Below are 21,475 nucleotides of genomic sequence, written 5' to 3' on the forward strand. Positions count from 1 at the left end.
TAACAATTCCACATTGACTTATATTAGGGCTTTGACTGACTCTTCTGTTTTTTACTGTTCTAAACTTAAAATACCTGCCCTATTTAGGAGAATTATACTCAGTAATGTATTATTTTCCTAACTTTACAATTTCTTATACTCCATTGACACTTCTTAGATAAGAAGTTGATAAAAAAATAAATTATTACAATCTTTTGTAAAAAAAAAATAAAAATTCCATAATTTACCGCTCAATATCAACAATTCACCTGCCAGGGTTATAGCCAGTACAGGGTAAGAAATGTAGGATGAAAAAGTAATTTACTCACTAATAACTTCACCAACATTTATATCTATATGGCGGGCAGAAAAAGCAAAGAAAAATTTACCTATGTATAAACAGCGGCTCATCTGGGCCAAAGGAGACTATATGGTTAAGAGTAATAGTAAAAATGCCACAGAGAAAAAACCTAAATTATTTGTTGCAGAACCGCAAATACCACTTAACTTGGCGACTGGAAGATCATTATGGGATCACCTCGTGGAGCCTTTGGCAATAAAAGATCGCGAATCGCGTTATCTCTACGCTAACCCAGCCCATATCGAACTGTATAACCTCCCTGCAGAATTTAAGATTGAAGGAATGTTCGACAACGAAATACCGTTACCTATGGCAGAATTTTCCGCAAAATTCCAGACACACGATCGACTTGTTGAACAGACTATGCAACCCATCCCCGTACTTGAAACACATCTTTATGGGCGTGAAAAAAAGCTACAGGCCTATATCTTCGATAAACGCCCCTTTACTGATAGCACAGAAGGATGTATTGGGACTATTTTTTCTGGTAAAAAACTAGAAATTTGTTCTATAAATGATCATGTAAAGATGAAAATGCCCAGTTCATTGATGCTGACACAGCCCGATCAATTTTTTACCCACGAAGAATTTGAGATAATATTTTTTCTGTTACAGTTAATACCAACGACAGAAATCGCTAAAAGATTAAATCTCCCTTATCACAATATAGAAAATAACGCACGACGGATCTATCGTAAAGCCGCGGCTAGCTCCTTCGACGATTTCAAATCATTTTGTGAGGAAAAAGGATATGATTGCTATATCCCTGCCAAATTCCTGCACATTAATCATACTATTGAAAGATAGAGACATCACCTTGATGTCAGTGCTCAATGTGAGTCTCTACACATAATGACATCAACGTAGCTCCAGCTATACTGACCGTAATGGATGATATGAATTAATCTCACTGATATCACCTACAAATTTTTCGTGCACAACCGTCAAGGCGTATATTGCCCCTTGGTGGTTGCGTATGAAAAATTTTCAGTTATCAGCAAGGGTAAAAAATTTATTTTTAACCACATTCGTCATCCAATAGAAAGCACTGGCAATGATAATTGAATTGAGTGATGAAATACCATAATCAATGAATAACCCCCCCAGTGTTCCAGTAACACATGCGACGACGGCTTGCCAGCCCATGCGCGGAGTTGATGTCGGCAACGTTTGCTGTAAACGTGCGGCATCAAATAAATGACGACTGGTACGCAAAATATAATAATCGACCAGCATCACACCGGCTATAGGAGGAAAAACGACACCGATTAAAGTAAGAAAATCGATAAAATTGTCTAAAATTCCCAGAATTGATAGCGTAGTGCCCACAGTACCAAGAATGATGGTTAATTCTGTGTGACGCGACTTTTTTCCTAACACAGAATCAATAACGTTAGCGAAGGCCAAAGAGGAAGAATATAGATTAACATCATTAACTTTAACCGCCGCCAGAATAACAGAAAGCAGACCAACCCAACCGGCCGTTTGCGTCATAATGTCGACAACATCGGCGGTTTTAAGTGCATGGGCAATCAATATCGCAATACTGTTAACAACAAATTCGCCGACAATAATAGAAATAGTAATCATCCAGAACACATGCCGTCCATTTTGACAATAACGGCTAATATCCGGCGTGGTTAATGCGCCGGCAACACATCCGCCGGCGACGGCGGTGGCCGCGGCCCCCAAGGCAAGAGGAGTGCCACTGGGAAGCGTAGTCGCAAGATCAATGATGTTATAACCCGATAGCAACACTAACACAATCCAGCCTATCACAAGAAAAAATAACGGCACTGCCACCTTTGCTGTCCAGCTTAAAGCGCGGAATCCAAAGGCTACCAATGCAGTGAGGGCGACGCCTGAAATCGCTGCTGACAAACCAAAGCCCAAACGACCATCAAACGCATAATCCAAACCTTTGGCAAAAACCGAATTTTGCACACCAAACCAACCTAATAAGCTAATCGCGATAACGATCCCAATCAGGGCCGATCCGAAACGCCCAAAGCCGCACCAACGGGCTAATAAACTGGTTGACAACCCTTCACGTGCTCCTGCAAATCCAAGCCCCAGGCTAATAAATTCGAGGATTAAACTACCCAGTAAGGTAGCAAGCATCGCTTGACCAAAGGTCATCGAATTACCCAACATAGCACCCAACATAAATTGAGCCATCGCGGTCATCATACCAATACGGATTAGAACAACACTGAGAAAACTTGATCTTGCGGTCTGAGGGACAGGATTAGCGAGATAATCGTCGTGGATAGCGTTGTCTTGGTTCATTTTTCTTCCTATAGGAACTGTTGCGACCACCAATGGATAAAGAATAGACGCTACAGAAAAAAATGAAAACAATCACAACCCTATCGATGAAAACAACCGAAGTTATATGGTTAAAAAAGGAGCATAGGCCACGCAGCAAGTTTTACAAAAAGTCTGATTAATCAAGATGTATTTCATTCAAAGAGACTGGCAGAACCACATAAACCCCCGAAAATAAAGTATTTTCTTTATCATTGTTATCACCGAATAACTTAACCTTTAGCTGAACTCTGGCTTTACATCCACGTGCCAAGCGGTCAAGGTCGCCACTAATAGAACTCAGATCAGCGATTGCCTTTGGTCTGCCTGTAATCGGCTTACTGTAGCGTATATGAGAATCTGCCAGAATGATGGTTCCCCCAGATGACGTTCACGTAACCAGAGCCAAATCAGTCCCCAGCCAGTTAAGGTTGCTAATGAGAACAGACTGCCGGCAAATAAAGTATGATGCGGATTTTGATTACCTGCTTCCGGCATCGTAGTGATAAAACGTTGCCCCGTATATTGACTGATGCGTACCCCCATTTTTTCACTCAACGGAATATTGTCATACCAGGCCTGCTGTAATTGACTACACCAATCAGGACGACACAAAATATCGTCCATCGTTGCTACCGGTTTGACCATTAAAAAATGACCTACTGGTGTTGTCTGCGGCGCGGTAATTTCGCCCTCACTGACAAAACCCAATTTGGCAAAAAATTCCACAGCATCAGCGCGGGCACTGCAAACCACACGTTTAACCCCCTCTTGGCGAGCAACTGACTCTAACGTCATTGCCACCAAGGTGCCGAGTCCCTTCGCCCGTACCGCGGGATCGACAGCCAGAAAACGGATAGATGCCTCATTATCTGCATTGATATACAGTCGTCCTATGGCAACGGGTTTACCTCGTCCATCCACCACCATTTGATGATGGGCCAAGGTGTCATAAGCATCTTTTTCTGAACCCTCTGGCTGATGGAGAGGCTTACGCAACATCTCCCAGCGAAATTGGTAATAATCTTTCAACTCCTGTTCTGTTATAGGTACACGTAGGTGATACATGAAGCTCGTCTCCCGTTAAACCATCAACAAAAAGAAAAAATTCAGGACGCGAATACGCGCCCTGAATAATCAGTGAATGAGAAAAAGATCAAGCATCTTTGCCACCACGGTTAGCACGCTTACGATCATTTTCCGTGAGATAACGTTTGCGGATGCGGATGGATACTGGCGTTGTTTCCACAAGCTCATCATCATTAATAAATTCCAATGCCTGTTCTAAAGATTTTTTGATAGGAGGAACCAAGGTCGTGGCCTCGTCAGTACCGGATGCACGCATATTGGTTAATTTTTTACCTGTCAAACAGTTAACCGTGAGATCATTAGAACGTGAATGGATACCAATGATCTGGCCTTCATAGACTTCAGCACCGTGCCCCAGAAACAACTTACCACGATCTTGCAGGCCATACAGTGCAAAAGCGACCGCTTTACCTTGACCATTGGAAATCAGTACGCCATTTTGACGCTGACCGATTTCGCCTGGGCGCACATCATCATAATGACTAAAAGTTGAGTAAAGTAAGCCTGTGCCCGAAGTTATGGTCATAAATTCAGTGCGGAAACCAATCAAACCACGACTTGGGATCAAATAATCCAAACGAACACGGCCTTTGCCGTCAGGATCCATATTCTTTATCTCGCCTTTACGCTCCCCCAAGGCCTGCATAACCGCTCCCTGATGCTGTTCTTCAATATCCAGGGTTACGTTTTCAAAAGGCTCTTGATCACGGCCATCGACTTTACGATTAATTACTTTTGGACGAGATACCGCCAGTTCAAAACCTTCACGGCGCATATTTTCGATCAGTATTGATAGATGAAGTTCACCACGGCCAGAAACATGGAATGCATCAGCATCTTCTGTTTCTTCTACTCGCAAGGCAACATTGTGTATTAACTCTTTTTTCAGACGTTCCAAGATCTGACGCGAGGTAACGTATTTACCTTCTTTACCGCAAAATGGCGAGGTATTAACGCAGAAATACATGCTAACGGTAGGTTCATCGACAGAAAGCGCAGGCAGTGCTTCAACTGCATTGACATCACAAAGGGTATCAGAAATATGCAACTCACCGAGGCCAGTAATAGCAATAATATCACCCGCCTCCGCCAACGCGGTTTCAATACGTTCCAGCCCCATATGACTGAATACCTTACCCACTTTGCCATTACGTGTTTTACCTGTACTATCAATAATAGTGACCTGTTGGTTAGGCTTAACGACACCACGTTTGATGCGACCGATACCGATAACACCCACATAGCTGTTGTAATCCAGCTGTGAGATCTGCATCTGTAATGTGCCATCAGGATCAACTTTAGGGGCAGGAACATGATCAATAATAGCTTGATACAAAGGCGTCATATCTTTCGCCATCTCATGATGAGTATTACCTGCGATACCCATTAATGCTGATGCGTAGATGATATGGTCTATGAAACCACACTGTTCTTCAGTAGCACCCAGGTTGACAAACAGATCGAGTACCTGATCAACCACCCAGTCAGGACGCGCACCAGGGCGATCAACCTTGTTGATAACCACAATGGGTTTCAAACCATGTTCAAAGGCTTTTTTAGTCACAAAACGCGTTTGTGGCATTGGACCATCCATCGCATCGACGACCAACAACACCGAGTCAACCATCGACATTACCCGCTCCACCTCGCCACCAAAATCGGCATGCCCCGGTGTATCGACAATATTAATATGATATCCCTTCCATTTAATGGCGGTATTTTTTGCCAGGATAGTGATCCCGCGCTCTTTTTCCAAATCGTTGGAATCCATTACTCGCTCTGTCGCTTCAACACGCTCATCAAAGGTACCGGATTGTTGTAACAATTTGTCAACCAGGGTGGTTTTTCCATGGTCAACGTGTGCGATAATGGCGATATTGCGCAAATTCTTATTAGTCACAGCTTTTTTGCCTCAGATATTTATAAATAATGTATTGTACACGTATAGTAAGTTCCCATGATATGGCATAAGTGGGTCGTTTGAACAGTTTAGGTGGCTTGAGCCGCCTTTTTGACACGAAATGTTTTGCCAGCAGCGCTTTTTCAAGTAAATATTTTTGCTGTTAAGCCTTTTTTAGACAAAAATACCCGCTAATCGTTGCCAAACGATAACAATGACTCATCCAGGAGAGATAAAGAATGTCCGTTGCTGATAAACTGGCCGAAGAAATATCCGCTGTTAAAAATATGATACAAAAGCATGAGGTGAAATTTGTAGATTTACGTTTTACCGACACCAAAGGGAAAGAGCAGCATGTCACTGTGCCTGCTCACCAAATCAATGATGACTTCCACGAAAACGGTAAAATGTTTGATGGCTCTTCCATTGCCGGTTGGAAAGGTATCAACGAATCTGACATGGTGCTCATGCCAGATGCTGAAACAGCAGTGATGGATCCGTTTTTCGAAGATGCTACCCTGATTATCCGTTGTGATATTTGCGAACCTGGCACCCTGCAAGGGTATGACCGTGATCCGCGCTCTATCTCTAAACGTGCAGAAAATTATTTAAAAAAATCAGGGATTGCTGATAGTGTGTTATTCGGACCGGAACCCGAATTCTTCCTGTTTGATGATGTCCGCTTTGGTAGCAGCATTTCAGGTTCTCATGTCGCTATAGATGATATCGAAGGTGCATGGAATTCTTCTACTAAATACGAGACCGGTAACAAAGGCCATCGACCCGCGGTGAAAGGCGGTTATTTCCCTGTTCCCCCAATAGATTCCTCACAAGATCTACGTTCTGCTCTGTGTTTGACGATGGAGTCTATGGGTCTGACCGTTGAGGCGCATCATCACGAGGTAGCAACTGCAGGTCAAAATGAAGTGGCAACCCGTTTCAATACCATGACCAAAAAAGCAGATGAAATTCAGATTTACAAATATGTCGTACATAATATCGCTCATGCCTTTGGTAAAACCGCAACCTTTATGCCAAAGCCTATGTTTGGTGACAACGGTTCCGGTATGCATTGCCATATGTCACTATTACAAGGAAAAATTAACCTGTTCGACGGTGATCAATACGGTGGTTTGTCTCAAACAGCCCTGTTCTATATCGGTGGCATCATCAAACATGCGAAAGCCATCAACGCTTTTACCAACCCGACCACCAATTCTTACAAACGTTTGGTGCCAGGCTATGAAGCACCGGTCATGTTGGCCTACTCTGCCCGTAACCGTTCTGCTTCTATCCGCATTCCTATTGTTGCCAACCCCCAAGCACGCCGTATTGAAGTTCGTTTCCCTGATCCTGCTGCCAACCCCTATTTGGCCTTTGCCGCTCAATTAATGGCGGGTCTTGATGGCATCGCCAATAAAGTTGACCCTGGTGCAGCAATGGACAAGAATTTATACGACCTCCCACCGGAAGAAGCCAAAGAGATCCCAACAGTAGCGGGTTCTCTAGAAGAAGCACTGGCAGCCTTGAATGCCGATCGCGAATTTTTAACCCGTGGTGGTGTTTTTACTCAGGATGCCATTGACGCTTACATCGCTTTGCGCAACGTAGAAGTAGACCGCGTACGTATGACACCTCATCCGCTTGAATTTGAAATGTATTACAGTGTATAACTTTTAGTCAGACTCGCCGGCTGAAGCCGGTGAGTTCCGTTCAAAAATCCCTGTCCTTTGCCTTTAATATTCTCTTACATTAGGGGTCTTGTTTTCGTTAGAATTAAATAATAAATTGGCTAATAATTAATTTCGTATCTTATTTAAAAATCATTTTCATCTGAATAAAGGATAAAAACTAATGCCCTATGGCCTTAGCTTGGTTGTACTTTAGCAGTGTATTCAACCACTCCCAACATGAATCATAATGAACCGGAGGTAGAAATACCACCTCTCCCCCGAAACAACCTCCTTAGATTTCAGTGATAATTTTCTGGACCTTAGTCCAAAAGCATTAGATGGTTTAGCAAAGTTACATAACTTAAAGGATTTGAATATATAGCGTAACGTATTAATTTTGATTACAATGTATAGCTAAATTATTTAACAGGGAGTTAGCGATGAGCCACTCTGTCGATTTTCGCCGTAAAGTTCTGGGTATTCGAGAGCAAGAAAACTTGAGTATCAGAGAGACCGCTAAACGCTTCCACATTGGTTCAGCTTCCGTTACCCGCTGGCTCAGTCGTATCGAGGTTAAAGCTTCTTCCCCCGTCGGCGTAAGCTTGATAAAGTGGCGTTAGCTGAAGATGTTGCACTTTATCCCGATGCTTACCAACGGGAACGGGCGGCGCGCTTTCAGGTGTGCCAGAAAGCCATTTGGCAGGCACTGAAAAACCTGGGCGTCACCTATAAAAAAAACCCTGCGTCATCCCAAGGCAGACGAAGAGACACGGCGCGCCTTCCAGGACACGATAGCCTGCTATAAAAAGCAGGGAAAACCGGTCGTTTATCTGGATGAAAGCGGTTTCGCACACGATAGGCCACGAACCCACGGTTATGCTGCACGAGGTCAACGCTGTTGGGGTACCCAGGATGGGCAGCCTAAGGGCCGAACAAATGTCATTGGTGCGTTACTGGGAACCGTCCTGATGGCGGTCGGATTATTTTTTTGTTCCATTAACAGTGATGTTTTTTACGCCTGGGTTACCCAGCGCCTTTTGCCTACTCTTCCTCCTCATTGTGTCATCGTGATGGATAACGCCAGTTTCCACAAACGTCTCGACATTCAGCAGGCTATCAGTAAAGCCGGGCATCGGATTGAATATCTCACTCCCTACTCACCTGCTCTCAATCCTCACTTTTACCCACAATTTTTGTTATTAAGAATAATGAACAATCTCACATTTTCTTGCAGGATCTCATACCCTCGCCAAAGCGACATTATTCCCGGTAAACCCTCGGCACGTCGGTTAAGAAATCCTCCCAATTGACCCAGCCATGTTATTGCCTGAAGCACTGTGGGGGATGCTCGGGAAGGCGGCTTGTTGTCTGTATTCTGCAATACAGCGTTTGCCATTCTATCTTTGACAACACATCGGTGCAGGTAGCCTCAGGACACAACGCTGCCATTTTGGTCATATACATCAGTTTGAAGGCGATAATGCTTTTGAGGGTGATCATTTTCGTTAGTTTGGTTGCCGTATTTAAACGACATTGTTCAACACAACATCCTGATTTCAGTGTTTTGAAGAACTCTTCTATCTTCCATCTCAGTCTATACCAATTCACTTGCTCTTCTGCTTCAAAGGCGTCAGTGGCCGTCAAATTGGTCAATAATACCCATTCGACAGGCGCTACTCCTTCTGGAGGAGGCTGTTCTTTAACACTGATGGCAGATACGTGAACCTTTTCATGGATATGCCGTGAAGCGTCTTTATTGGTAGGCCCATAAACTAGATTATTTCTAATGGGAAGCCAGCCTGAAATGGAGCGCATATCCACATAAGCCGTTCTTGCTACCCTTTGCTGATTTTTGGGCAGGGTGAGTGCTATGGTTTTTAAAATCGGCGTCTTTGACAAGGCGGTTTGCACCGTTGTTTTTTTCCCCTTTTCATCGATAAATTTTCTGTCTTTCCGGTTGCGGATAATAAAAAATGTTTTTAGTGAGCTTGCAACCCGAAAAAGTTCGAAAATATCCGCTTCTCTGTCTCCCAGCGTGATTAAGCAGGTATCTTTGGGTATCAGCGCCGCTGTCTCGTAGAGGGTCTCTATCCACTTAATACTTTCTTTCTCTTTCATTGTCGATTGATAAAGCCGCCGCTGTTTTTCCTGAGGGGGTTCCTCTCGGGAAACACGTGACCAGCATTTAAGCGAGGATAACCCAAGCGGCAAGCCCTCCTGAGTTACCATCAAACTTGCATGAAGCATCAACCCCATTTTATGTTTGTGATAGGCTTTAGATATACTTCCCAACCCCTCTGTCTTTTTATGTGTGTCAAAGTCCAACTCTGATCTGTCCTGAAGAGAAAAAAACCAGTGAATGCCCCTCCAGACGTTTTTGTGTTTGCACACAATGTGTACGGAATAGCGCGCTCTCGCTCACTCTCTCATTGCTAAAAAATCGATAAGCTCCTGTGGCCTGTGACCAGGAGCCATGACAGCTTGGGTAAATTGAACCTGACGCTTTTGATGATAATAAGCCCGCTGTTTCAAAAAAACGCTCTTTAAGGCGTTTATCTCCGAAATCAATTTGATGAAATTCTTCACGGATCCACTCATTCCCATTACCCGTTACTGTTTTCATGTGCCTGTTTCCTGATTTAACTATTGACTCTACCAATAATCCAATTTCACCTGAATCATTTTTCATTCAACGTTGTGGGTAAAAGTGAGCTCTCAATCCCATTGAACATAAATGGGCACAAGCCAAAAGCAAAAGAAGGGACTTAAATTGCAGCCTTGACGCCTTATTCTCTCAATATAGTGCATAATCATTATTATGTCGTTCAGCCATATCTGGCAACGACCAGAGCAGCATGCAAAGCTTCAGTAATTTATTAATGTCCGACAATTTGAAAAGATTGGATATCTCCAAAAACGAAAAATTTGGACAGGAGGAAGACGCTTTACCACAATTTGAGAGGCTTGCAAGGCTCTATAAAAAACCCCATGAAAATATATCTCCAGGAGACCAAATTAGGCGAAAAATTGATCGAAAAATAGGATAACTCGGAAACAGTCCGCAGAGAATTCTCCGCATATGGTTTCAATGTCATCTGCGAAATAAGTCAAAATGTTTTAAGAGAGGACCTACACTCCATATTCGATGAAGAAGGCTTACTCAGAAAGCCAAAGAGTGAGAAACCCCCTATGACTAACTGAGGCTATTAATTTCGCTTCATTGCTACACAATTTTGATGCTACAAGGCGGCAAAGAATTAAATAAATTTAACATTTAACGTTAGGCTGTATTAATTTGGGGGGAATATACCGATCCAGGCCTGCTGCTTTACAAAATTCCTTAAATTGGTTTGATGAATAAACATTCGTCTTTTGGTAGATATTTTCCCTATGCTTTTCTACTTCCCCCTGAGAAAAACCGAATTTTTGCGCTATCGTCTTAGCTTGTAAGGGGTGTTGCAGGAAAAACACCACTTCAAGTTCTCTTTCAGTGAATATCTCGGTAGGCGGATCCAAAAGCAATACAGAGGGAGCGAGTCTGTTGACATAGTGCGGTAACGAGAGGGAGTTGTACTTTTTTAACTGAAAAACGGTGCCGATACACTTTTTAGCTTCGTTATACAAAGGAGACTTGCGACACAAATAGGGCTGAAGTTTGTTTTCCCGTCCAAAATAATGTGTCTCAATGACAGAAACCGATCGCCGGCTCTCTTCAGTTTTACGATCCTGCTCCTGGAGTTCGGTTTCAAAATCTGCAAAAGACGCCGGACATTCACTATCCAGCTTACCCTCAAAATCAAACCCGGGCGGTAGATTAGCAAAATCGAGGGTCGCTCTATTCATATACACAAACCTCGACTTGATATCCCTTATTCCCCAGGCCTCCTCTTTATTCTCCATAAACGACTTAAGCGCAGGTGATTCAAGCGAGCCTACAATTAACTGTTTAAAATCAGTAGATTTTTCATGATCAGTATTATCCATAATAGCCTCCTAAAGTCTAAGCAAACACCTCAAGGTGACGACAACAGGTGCTGCGATCTAAAGCCATTGAGTATAAAAAGTACGCTCAAAAAGCGGAAATCACAAGGCTGAAGACAATACTTTTTTGTCAATTACATTCAATCTATTAATTTTTCTGCTTTTTATGTTGAGTCTTTTTTTCACCATTAAGACAGATCACCATCGCATAATAGGCGTGGAAAACCTCAACTATCAGAGTTATTGTCAACAGAACGATAAAGGCAGGGATGAAGTAAATCACACCACGCAATAGGTTATGCAGTATGATAATTGACACTTTTAAGGCCGCTTACGCGGACTTGTTAATTGGCTAGCTGACTATTTTTGGGGTGAAGCATTCACTACTTGCTTTTTGAACTCATCAGAAGGACGAAAAGTCACGACACGACGTGCCGTAATAAGTTTCGGTTCAGAGGTCTTCGGATTACGCCCCGGACGCGGAGGTTTATCCCGCAACTTAAAGCTGCCAAAGTTACATAATTTAACTTCTTCACCATTTTGTAAAGCATGACGTATCTCACTAAAGAACAAGTCTACCAGAATTTTGGCCATCTCCTGATTAAGTATCTCAAACTTGTTAAGCAGATTTTCTGACATTTTATCTTTGGTAAGCCCCATAAATTCAATCCCTCAAGGATGCTTGGAATCGCTGTTTTAAAGCCGTTACACATTTTTCAACAGTAGCGGCAATTTCCTCTTCTTCTAGTGTCCGGGTGGTATCCTGCAACGTCAAACTAATAGCCAAGCCCTTACGGCCTTCACTGATGCCCTTACCACAGTACACATCGAACAAGTTTACTCCAACTATCTGATTTACGCTAATTTTCTCGCATTCTGCCAAAATATCCGCTGCTGGGATATCTTCAGCCACGACAATCGCGATGTCACGACGGTTTGCCGGAAAACGAGAGATCTCGCAGACACCAGGTAAGGTAAGATTTGCTAGCTTATTACACTGTAATTCAAACACCACTGTACGACCATGTAAACCTAGCTTCTCTTCCAATCTTGGATGAACCACACCGATGAAACCAATCGATTCATCAGATAAATAAATTCCTGCACTTTGTCCCGGGTGTAACGCCGGATGGGTTTCGCCACGAAATTGCACCATGGACAGTTTGCCAGTAAGCTCTAGAATAGCCTCGAGATCCCCTTTTAAATCATAAAAATCTACCTGTCGACTGGGAAGATCCCAATGCTTTTCCAAACAATTACCGGTAATAACACCAGCGAGCATTAGATCTTGTCTCACCTCAAACTCAGCCGATTTATCAGGGGTAAAGCGTAGACCACTTTCAAACATACGCAAACGTGTCTGCTGGCGATGCTGGTTATAAATCACTGCGGAGAGTAAGCCGGTTAACAGTGATAAACGCATGGCTGACATATCAGCCGAGATTGGGTTTGGTAAAATCAGGGATTCTTGCTGTGGATGCAGTAAAGCTTGCATTTCAGGATCAACAAAACTATAAGTGATGGCTTCCTGATAACCACGGTCAACCAACAGCGTCTTCACTCGCTTCAGTGATAAATCCGCTTCAGGATGCGGAGTCATTAGCAAATCCGCTTTTATCGGTATATTTGGAATACAGTTGTAACCGTAAATACGCGCAATTTCTTCAATCAAATCTTCTTCAATCTGCATATCAAAACGCCAGCTCGGAGCCACAATTTGCCAACTATTTCCTTTTTCCGTCACCTGACAACCTAAACGGCGTAAAATATCACTCACTTGCTGCTCTGGAATAGAATGCCCCAACAAACGGCACAATTTTTCATACCTTAGGTTGATAGTTGCCACTTTTGGCAGAGCTTTTTCTGTGGTCACATCAATAATCGAACTCGCCTCTCCACCACAGATATCAATCAGTAAACGGGTCGCTCTCTCCATTGCTTTATATTGCAACGCCGGATCTACCCCACGTTCATAGCGATGAGAGGCATCAGTGTGTAAACCATAGCGACGTGCACGACCAGCAATCGCCAATGGATTAAAGAAAGCACATTCCAACAGTAGATTACGGGTCTGCTTATTAATACCAGAGTGCTCACCGCCTAAAACACCCGCCATCGCTAACACCTTTTGTCGATCGGCAATCACTAATGTATCAGCGTCTAAGTGCGCTTTGCTACCATCCAATAATGTTAGCTTTTCACCTTCCGCCGCGAAACGAACCACGATTTCACTGTCAATGCGATCCAGATCAAAGGCATGCATCGGCTGCCCCAGTTCCATCAACACATAATTGGTGATATCAACCACCGGATCAATCGGACGAATGCCACAACGACGCAGCTTCTCACTCATCCATTGTGGAGTAGCAATAGACAGATTAATCCCCTTAACTATCCGACCAAGATAACGGGGACATGCTGACGTCTCTAACACATGAATTGGCAAAGTGTCTTGGAGGGTAACGTTTAGCGGAATGATCTCTGGCTCTATTAACGGCAATCGATTAACAACAGCCAGATCACGCGCTACACCGATAATGCTTAAACAATCGGCACGGTTCGGCGTTACATTGATCTCGATAATATTATCGTTCAATTGCAAAAATTCACGAATATCCGTACCTATAGATGCTGAAGCAGGGAGTTCAATGATACCGACCTGATCTTCACCGAAACCGAGTTCAAATGCCGAACACAGCATCCCTTCAGAAGGAGCACCACGTAGCTTGGTTGCTTTAATCTTAAGCCCAGCGGGCAGCACTGCACCTACAATCGCCACTGCCACTTTCAATCCCTGCCGACAATTTGGCGCGCCGCAGACAATATCCAGGAGGTGACCCGTGCCAATATCAACTTTTGTTACTCGTAGTTTATCTGCATTCGGGTGTTGACCACATTCGACAACATGACCGATAACCACGCCATGAAAATCACCCGCGACCGTATCAATCGCATCGACTTCCAGGCCCGCCATCGTAATTTGATCGGCTAATAAATCACTGCTAATCGCAGGGTTAACCCATTCGCGTAACCAAAGTTCACTGAACTTCATAAAAAGATCCCGTCTTACTTAAACTGTTTGAGAAAACGCCAGTCATTTTCAAAAAATGCGCGTAAATCAGTGACGCCGTAACGTAACATGGTAAGGCGTTCTATCCCCATACCGAAGGCAAAAGCGGAATAAATCTCCTGATCGACACCTACATTGCGTAGCACACTTGGATGAACCATACCACAACCAAGCACCTCGAGCCATTTGCCATCCTTGCCCATGACATCAACTTCAGCCGAAGGCTCAGTAAATGGAAAATAAGAAGGACGGAAACGGATTTGCAGATCTTCTTCAAAGAAATTTTTCAGAAAATCATGGATAATTCCTTTCAGATTAGTAAAGCTGACGTTGCGATCAACCATCAAACCTTCCATCTGATGGAACATTGGCGTGTGAGTATGGTCGTAGTCATTACGATAGACACGCCCTGGCACAATAATGCGAATTGGCGGTGGCTGTCCTTGCATAACGCGGATCTGTACCCCTGAGGTCTGGGTACGCAATAAACGGGTGCTATCAAACCAGAAAGTATCATGATCAGCACGCGCTGGATGGTGAACCGGAATATTTAGCGCATCAAAATTATGATAATTATTTTCAATTTCCGGCCCTGTGGCGACAGAAAAACCCAGCTCGTTAAAAAAGGTTTCAATGCGATCAATAGTACGACTTACGGGATGTAGCCCCCCGTTTTCCATACGACGTCCAGGCAGTGAAATATCAATGGTTTCCACCGCCAGACGCGCATTAAGCGCCTTTAATCTCAGCATCTTCTTGCGGATGTTGAGCATTTCTTGCACTTTTTGTTTAGCCTGATTAATTACCGCACCGGCTGCGGGGCGTTCTTCGGTTGGCAGATCACGTAGTGACATCATTTGAAGACTTAAATAGCCTTTTTTACCTAAATATTCGATACGCACCGCATCGAGGGCGGTAATATTTTCGGCATTTTCTACGGCTACTTCAGCTCTGGCAACCAATTCTGCGAGATGTGGCATTGTTTCCTTATCCTCTGGCGAGTATCACCTATGTGTAGGCTTCTTGCAAAACCTACTATGTGCTACAAATTCTGCGTTACCTAGGTGCTCGCAATCCTCATGTACACTAAGATTGCTGCGCACTACGCGCCTTGACTTTGCAGCACTCGCTACGGTTTTGCAAGAAGTCTGTTGGCTATTGTTTTACACAAAAAAAACCTCCACGATGGGAGGCATCAGCGCTATCTTTCATCTTTTTTTTACGCACCAGCCACGGGGGATCAGCATTCAAAAAAAGAAAAGGAGAATAACAGTATTTATCGTCATCTCCCTTTTTATCCTTAACTTACGCTAGCGCCAATTTCTCTTTTTCAGATTTCAGCACTAACTTCGATTTTTCGACCAAGGCAGCAAAAGCCACTTTGTCAAAAACCGCAATATCAGCCAGGATCTTGCGATCAATTTCAATAGAGGCTTTTTTCAGACCATTAATGAAAAGGCTATAAGATAGGTCATTTTGACGCGCCGCTGCATTGATACGTGCGATCCACAGTTGGCGGAACTGACGCTTACGTTGCCGACGATCACGATAAGCATATTGCCCGGCTTTGATCACCGCCTGAAAGGCAACACGATACACGCGCGAACGTGCACCGTAATATCCCTTCGCCTGTTTTAATACTTTCTTATGCCGTGCACGCGCAACCACACCACGTTTTACCCGAGCCATTTATCTCTCCTATCGTCTTTAATTCAGAATAAAAATCATTTATGCATACGGTAGACACGCCACAACCAGACCCAGATCATTTTTAGATACCAGACCCTTTGGACGCAAATGACGTTTACGCTTAGTCGATTTTTTAGTCAGAATATGACGTAGGCCAGAATGCTTACATTTAAAACCACCACTCCCGGTTTTTTTGAAGCGTTTAGCGGCACCGCGCACGGTTTTCATTTTTTTCTTTGGCATTGAACATATCCACTTCGCATTGTTGATTAAATGAAACAGTCTGGCGAACAGAAAGCATTAATCCCCCTGCCACTTGAAAAACCTATTGCGAAAATTGAGAACAACCAACACCCTGGCTTCAACACTCATAGAACCAGGTTTCCGCAACAGGTTGTATGCCCTACTGTTTCTTCTTAGGCCCAAGAACCATGACCATCTGACGGCCTTCAATCCGCGCAGGGAAAGACTCAACTACGGCCAAATCAGACGTCTCACACAAATCCTTACGGACACGCTCAAGCATTTCCTTGCCGATCTCCTGGTGCGCCATTTCACGTCCACGGAACCGTAAGGTAACTTTGGTTTTGTCACCATCTTCCAAAAAGCGTATCAGGTTGCGTAGTTTTACCTGATAGTCGCCATCATCAGTGCCTGGACGGAATTTTATTTCCTTGACTTGAATAACTTTTTGCTTCTTTTTTTGCTCTTTTGTTAACTTACTCTTCTCATAGAGGAATTTGCCGTAATCCATAACACGACAGACCGGCGGTTCCGCAGTGGGACTGATTTCTACTAAATCAACACCTGCTTCCTGAGCTTTTGCAAGAGCCTCATTCAGACTGACAACGCCAATCTGCTCACCATCGACGCCCGTTAAGCGAACCTCTTTCACAGAGATCTCTCTGTTGATTCGATTAGGTCGCACCGGTTGAACTCGTTTTCCGACTTTAATACTTTATTCCTCCAGTTGATGAAGACTACGGCTGCGAATTTCTGTCAGCAGTTGGTCCATAATGACGCCAAAATCGCGACAACCCAAATCTTTATCGTGCAAAGCACCACTACGGGTACGTATACCAAGCGTACGAACCGAAACCCTACCCGATTCGACTTCTTTATCGCCACAAACAAACAGGTAAGGAACCCGACGCAACACATGCTCGCGGATTTTAAAGCCAATCTTCTCGTTTCTCAAGTCTACTTTTGCCCGAATGCCTACATTTTGCAATTTTTGGCTGATCTTTTGGACATAATCTGCCTGGCCGTCGGTGATATTCATTACCACCACCTGCAGTGGAGCAAGCCATGTAGGAAAGCATCCGGCATATTCTTCAGCCAATATACCAATGAAACGCTCCATCGATCCTAAGATAGCCCGATGAATCATCACAGGTACCTTTCGCTGGTTATCTTCGTCGATGTAGAAAGCATCCAAACGACTCGGCAATGAAAAATCGAGTTGTACGGTACCACACTGCCATGCACGCTCCAAACAATCATGCAAGGTAAATTCAATTTTCGGCCCATAAAATGCCCCTTCGCCTGGCTGTAAGTCAAAATTGATACCGTTTTCAGCCAACGAAGCCGCTAAATCTTCCTCAGCAGCCGTCCAAATTTCATCACTGCCGATACGCTTTTCTGGTCGAGTAGAGAGTTTAACCTCAATTGTCTTAAAACCAAAAACACTGTACATATCATAGATCATCTTGATGCAACTATTTACTTCGGCACGTACTTGCTCTGCTGTACAGAAAATATGAGCATCATCCTGTGTAAAACCACGCACACGCATCAAGCCATGCAATGCACCCGAAGGCTCATTGCGGTGACAGCTGCCGAACTCTGCCATACGGAGGGGCAAATCACGGTAAGATTTTCTCCCTTGGTTGAAAATTTGTACATGCCCGGGACAATTCATCGGTTTAATGCAGTATTCACGATTTTCCGATGAGGTGGTAAACATATGTTCACCATAGTTTTCCCAGTGACCCGTTTTCTTCCACAATTCGCGGTCCATCATAAATGGCCCTTTCACTTCCTGATACTGATACTCTTTAAGCTTGATACGCACAAAGTTTTCCAGCTCACGGAAAAGAGTCCAACCGTCAGCATGCCAAAAGACCATCCCGGGCGCATCTGCCTGCACATGATAGAGATCAAGCTGTGTGCCGATTTTACGGTGATCACGTTTTACCGCTTCCTCCAACCTCTTTAGATAGGCTGTGAGCTGTTTTTTATCACCCCATGCGGTACCGTAAATGCGTTGTAGCATTTTGTTTTTGCTATCGCCGCGCCAGTAAGCACCCGAGATTTTTTGTAATTTAAAATGGTGACAAAAACGCATGTTTGGCACATGGGGGCCACGACACATATCAATATATTCTTGATGATGGTACAAGGCAGGATGGCTATCAGGGGCAATATTTTCATCAAGGATCAAGACTTTATAGTTTTCACTGCGTGTAGAAAAAATATCACGAGCTTGTTGCCAACTGACTTTTTCCTTAATCACGTCATAATTTTTAGCAGCCAAATCGTGCATCCGCTTTTCCAACAGAAGCAGATCTTCTTGTGTCAATCGGTGCTCTAACTCAACATCATAATAGAAACCATGTTCTATCACTGGACCAATCGCCATTTTGGTATCAGGCCAAAGTTGCTTAATAGCGTGCCCCAATAAATGTGCACAAGAATGACGGATAATCTCCAGTCCTTCGTCATCTTTAGCTGTAATAATCGCAAGTTGAGCATCTTCTTTTATGGGATCCCTGGCATCGACGAGTTGACCGTTCACTTGAGCCGCAATACAAGCCTTCGCTAAACTGGTGCTGATATCACCAGCGATATCAAAAGCAGAAACCACGTCGTCATAATGACGTTGGCCACCGTCAGGAAAAGTAATAACGGGCATGCTAATTCCTTAATACTACAGTTTAAAACGGGTCCAGTCAGTAACTACAACCGTCACTCACACCGAGGATGAAAGATAATGGGTATACTGATCAGGATTTAACCGCTTAACTGCACAGATAATCTTCATAGTTACCTCTAAAATCGATAATTTTATCTTGAGTCATTTCAATAACTCGCGTTGCCAATGAGCTAACAAATTCACGGTCATGAGAAACAAAAAGTAGCGTGCCTTCATACATTTCTAATGCCATATTCGCAGCTTCTATAGATTCCATATCTAAATGATTCGTTGGCTCATCCATCACCAGAATATTTGGCTTCATCATCATCAATTTACCAAAGAGCATACGCCCCTTTTCACCACCAGACAGCACACTCACTTTTTTCTTAATATCGTCCTGACTAAACAGCAAACGCCCGAGTGTACTACGCACCACCTGCTCATCATCTTTTTCTTGTTTCCACTGGCTCATCCAGTCAAATACCGTCAAATCAACCGCAAAATCACTGGCGTGATCCTGTGCGTAATAGCCAATTTTACTGTTCTCTGACCATTTTACCGTACCTGCATCAGCGGTAAGCTCGCCAATCAGGGTTTTCAGTAAGGTCGATTTACCGATACCGTTAGTGCCCAAAATAGCGACTTTTTCGCCAACTTCAACCCTCAACTCGAGGTTATTGAACACGCTTTGCTGGCCAAATTTTTTACTGAGTTCTTGCACCTCCAACGCATTACGAAACAATTTCTTATCTTGTTCAAAGCGGATAAAGGGATTTTGACGGCTGGAAACTTTCACTTCATCTAACTGGATCTTATCAATTTGACGAGCGCGCGAGGTAGCTTGTTTGGATTTAGACGCGTTAGCGCTAAAACGGCTGACGAAAGATTGCAATTCGGAAATTTGTGCTTTTTTCTTAGCGACATCTGACAACAAACGCTCACGAGCCTGAGTCGCCGCAGTCATATATTCATCATAGTTGCCTGGATAGACACGTAACTCACCGTAATCCAGATCTACCATGTGAGTGCAAACCATATTGAGAAAATGACGATCATGAGAAATAATGATCATGGTACTGTTACGCTCGTTTAATATTTGCTCCAGCCAGCGGATGGTATCGATATCGAGGTTATTGGTGGGTTCATCGAGTAACAAAATATCAGGATCAGCAAACAAAGCCTGTGCTAGCAATACCCGAAGCTTCCAGCCAGGAGCGACATCACTCATCAAACCATAATGTTGCTCAAGAGGAATACCAACACCAAGCAATAACTCACCAGCACGTGCTTCAGCACTGTAGCCATCCATTTCACCGTAGGAAGCTTCCAGATCAGCCGCTTTATAGCCATCTTCTTCGCTCATTTCAGTCAAAGCGTAAATGCGGTCACGCTCGGCCTTGACTAACCACAGTGCCCCATGTCCCATAATCACGGTATCGATCACGCTGTATTTTTCAAACGCGAATTGATCCTGACGCAATTTACCCAAACGTTCATTAGGATCGAGGGAAACATTACCATTGCTCGGTACTAAATCACCACCGAGGATCTTCATTAAGGTAGATTTACCACATCCATTGGCACCAATCAGCCCGTAGCGGTGGCCACCAGAGAATTTAACAGAAATATTTTCAAACAATGGCTTACTGCCAAACTGCATGGTGATATTGTTAGTACTTAGCACAGCGACCACTCTCGATTAACTAACTGAAAAATTAGGAATATTATTTTACGCGGATTATGCCACAATCCCCATTAAAAATCCGCCAAACGGCGGATTTTTTGTTAGGAATTTCACAAGAAGCCTGATACCAATAACAATACAAAGCTATCAACAGCCATTAAAACGATATTATCCTATTAAAAGGTATAGCCTGCGCCAACAACAAAAGTACCGATATCAACACTTCGGATACGGCTTTTCTCGTAAGAGAAATCCAGAGCAACATTTTGCATTGGGTTGAATTGTAAACCAGCACCGTAAGTAACACCGTAATCGCTGTTACTGCGCTTGTCATTACCATCCTTCAGAGAATTATTAGAGAAACGCCCGTGACCAACGCCAAGCAGGCCATAAACACTGGCCCAGTCGCTAATACGGTAAGCAGGACCTACGGCAATCGAGTTATATTGCATCTTGTTGTAACCTGGTGCACCACCAAAGCCGCTCTTTTCAGTATGAGTGAAAGAACCGATGGCACCCAATGGAGAATCATCCCATTCCTGGTAGAGTTTCAAATTCAAACCCTTGGCTTTGTTTACCACCCCTTGGTAATCACTTTGAGCATAACCACCAGAAACCGTAGTTTGATTAGCGAGCGCACTACCTGCGACTACCGTAAAAACCAACGCTGCCACAGCTGAAAAACATGTTACTTTTTTCATAACCACCTCAAGACACCCATTCAAATAATGTAAGAAAACAGTAAAAATATAACAAACTATCAGGGGGACTATATAACTTATTTTATTGCCCGATGATACGTTTGCTGTAACAAATATTATCAAA

The 21,475-nt window shown here is 43.6% G+C and carries 19 protein-coding genes and 1 pseudogene; 5 read left to right on the top strand and 15 right to left on the bottom strand.

All coding sequences use genetic code 11. From position 1 onward, the window contains the following. Nucleotides 1-409: 409 nt before the first annotated feature. Nucleotides 410-1,147, top strand: coding sequence for a PAS domain-containing protein (locus tag CCS41_RS08305; protein ID WP_162860032.1), 738 nt, complete (start codon nt 410-412; stop codon nt 1,145-1,147). A gap of 180 nt (nt 1,148-1,327) precedes the next feature. Here CCS41_RS08305 and CCS41_RS08310 read toward each other — a convergent pair whose 3' ends face one another. The 3 genes and pseudogenes from CCS41_RS08310 to typA form a co-directional block, all read right to left on the bottom strand. Beyond that, entirely contained in the window at nt 1,328-2,629 is a 1,302-nt protein-coding gene (locus tag CCS41_RS08310; protein ID WP_072550664.1) for a cytosine permease, read from the bottom strand. Nucleotides 2,630-2,786: 157 nt separating this feature from the next. Continuing rightward, a pseudogene (gene fabY / locus CCS41_RS08315) lies at nt 2,787-3,715 on the bottom strand (fatty acid biosynthesis protein FabY). Nucleotides 3,716-3,803: 88 nt separating this feature from the next. After that, nucleotides 3,804-5,636, bottom strand: coding sequence for a ribosome-dependent GTPase TypA (gene typA, locus CCS41_RS08320; RefSeq protein WP_072550666.1), 1,833 nt, complete (start codon nt 5,634-5,636; stop codon nt 3,804-3,806). Between the two features lie 287 nt (nt 5,637-5,923). Here typA and glnA point away from each other — a divergent pair, with 287 nt between their 5' ends. The 4 genes from glnA (at nt 5,924) to CCS41_RS08340 (ending at nt 8,619) form a co-directional block, all read left to right on the top strand. After that, nucleotides 5,924-7,309, top strand: a complete 1,386-nt coding sequence (glnA, locus tag CCS41_RS08325; protein WP_420836472.1) for a glutamate--ammonia ligase — start codon at nt 5,924-5,926, stop codon at nt 7,307-7,309. A gap of 440 nt (nt 7,310-7,749) precedes the next feature. Continuing rightward, a complete protein-coding gene (locus CCS41_RS17185) occupies nt 7,750-7,929 on the top strand; it encodes an IS630 transposase-related protein (RefSeq protein ID WP_119797471.1) in 180 nt (59 codons plus the stop codon). Next, a complete protein-coding gene (locus tag CCS41_RS17190; protein WP_119797472.1) occupies nt 7,920-8,114 on the top strand; it encodes an IS630 transposase-related protein in 195 nt (64 codons plus the stop codon). Before CCS41_RS17185 ends, CCS41_RS17190 begins: the two co-directional genes overlap by 10 nt. Before the next feature lie 25 nt (nt 8,115-8,139). Continuing rightward, on the top strand, nt 8,140-8,619 hold the full coding sequence (locus CCS41_RS08340) for a transposase (protein WP_240313906.1): 480 nt from the start codon (nt 8,140-8,142) through the stop codon (nt 8,617-8,619). A 10-nt stretch (nt 8,620-8,629) separates the two neighbouring features. Here the strand turns inward: CCS41_RS08340 and CCS41_RS08345 are convergent, their stop codons facing one another. The 12 genes from CCS41_RS08345 to ompX form a co-directional block, all read right to left on the bottom strand. Further along, nucleotides 8,630-9,634 carry an IS4 family transposase gene (locus CCS41_RS08345; RefSeq protein ID WP_162860033.1) on the bottom strand — a complete coding sequence of 335 codons (1,005 nt, stop codon included), beginning with the start codon at nt 9,632-9,634 and terminating at the stop codon, nt 8,630-8,632. After that, on the bottom strand, nt 9,624-9,998 hold the full coding sequence (locus CCS41_RS08350; protein WP_119797475.1) for an IS4/Tn5 family transposase DNA-binding protein: 375 nt from the start codon (nt 9,996-9,998) through the stop codon (nt 9,624-9,626). Before CCS41_RS08350 ends, CCS41_RS08345 begins: the two co-directional genes overlap by 11 nt. Nucleotides 9,999-10,576: 578 nt before the next feature. Further along, nucleotides 10,577-11,293, bottom strand: coding sequence for a helix-turn-helix transcriptional regulator (locus CCS41_RS08360; RefSeq protein ID WP_072549780.1), 717 nt, complete (start codon nt 11,291-11,293; stop codon nt 10,577-10,579). Between the two features lie 357 nt (nt 11,294-11,650). Further along, on the bottom strand, nt 11,651-11,950 hold the full coding sequence (locus CCS41_RS08365) for an integration host factor subunit alpha (RefSeq protein ID WP_072549779.1): 300 nt from the start codon (nt 11,948-11,950) through the stop codon (nt 11,651-11,653). A 4-nt stretch (nt 11,951-11,954) separates the two neighbouring features. Next, nucleotides 11,955-14,342: a phenylalanine--tRNA ligase subunit beta gene (gene pheT, locus CCS41_RS08370; protein ID WP_072549778.1), complete on the bottom strand. Its 2,388-nt coding sequence runs from the start codon at nt 14,340-14,342 to the stop codon at nt 11,955-11,957. Between the two features lie 14 nt (nt 14,343-14,356). Next, the gene (pheS, locus tag CCS41_RS08375) at nt 14,357-15,340 is read right to left on the bottom strand and encodes a phenylalanine--tRNA ligase subunit alpha (RefSeq protein WP_072549777.1); all 984 of its coding nucleotides are present in this window, start codon (nt 15,338-15,340) and stop codon (nt 14,357-14,359) included. A 325-nt stretch (nt 15,341-15,665) separates the two neighbouring features. Continuing rightward, nucleotides 15,666-16,049 carry a 50S ribosomal protein L20 gene (rplT, locus tag CCS41_RS08380; protein ID WP_072549776.1) on the bottom strand — a complete coding sequence of 128 codons (384 nt, stop codon included), beginning with the start codon at nt 16,047-16,049 and terminating at the stop codon, nt 15,666-15,668. Nucleotides 16,050-16,088: 39 nt separating this feature from the next. Further along, nucleotides 16,089-16,292: a 50S ribosomal protein L35 gene (gene rpmI, locus CCS41_RS08385; protein ID WP_072549775.1), complete on the bottom strand. Its 204-nt coding sequence runs from the start codon at nt 16,290-16,292 to the stop codon at nt 16,089-16,091. Between the two features lie 160 nt (nt 16,293-16,452). Beyond that, entirely contained in the window at nt 16,453-17,004 is a 552-nt protein-coding gene (infC, locus tag CCS41_RS08390; protein ID WP_072549774.1) for a translation initiation factor IF-3, read from the bottom strand. 3 nt (nt 17,005-17,007) lie between these two features. After that, a complete protein-coding gene (gene thrS / locus CCS41_RS08395) occupies nt 17,008-18,963 on the bottom strand; it encodes a threonine--tRNA ligase (protein ID WP_072549773.1) in 1,956 nt (651 codons plus the stop codon). Between the two features lie 106 nt (nt 18,964-19,069). Continuing rightward, on the bottom strand, nt 19,070-20,650 hold the full coding sequence (locus tag CCS41_RS08400) for an ABC-F family ATPase (protein WP_072549772.1): 1,581 nt from the start codon (nt 20,648-20,650) through the stop codon (nt 19,070-19,072). Nucleotides 20,651-20,826: 176 nt separating this feature from the next. Next, nucleotides 20,827-21,351: an outer membrane protein OmpX gene (ompX, locus tag CCS41_RS08405; protein ID WP_072549771.1), complete on the bottom strand. Its 525-nt coding sequence runs from the start codon at nt 21,349-21,351 to the stop codon at nt 20,827-20,829. Between the last annotated feature and the right edge of the window lie 124 nt (nt 21,352-21,475).

This window comes from Candidatus Fukatsuia symbiotica (assembly GCF_003122425.1).
In the GTDB taxonomy this organism is placed as follows: Bacteria; Pseudomonadota; Gammaproteobacteria; order Enterobacterales; family Enterobacteriaceae; genus Fukatsuia; species Fukatsuia symbiotica.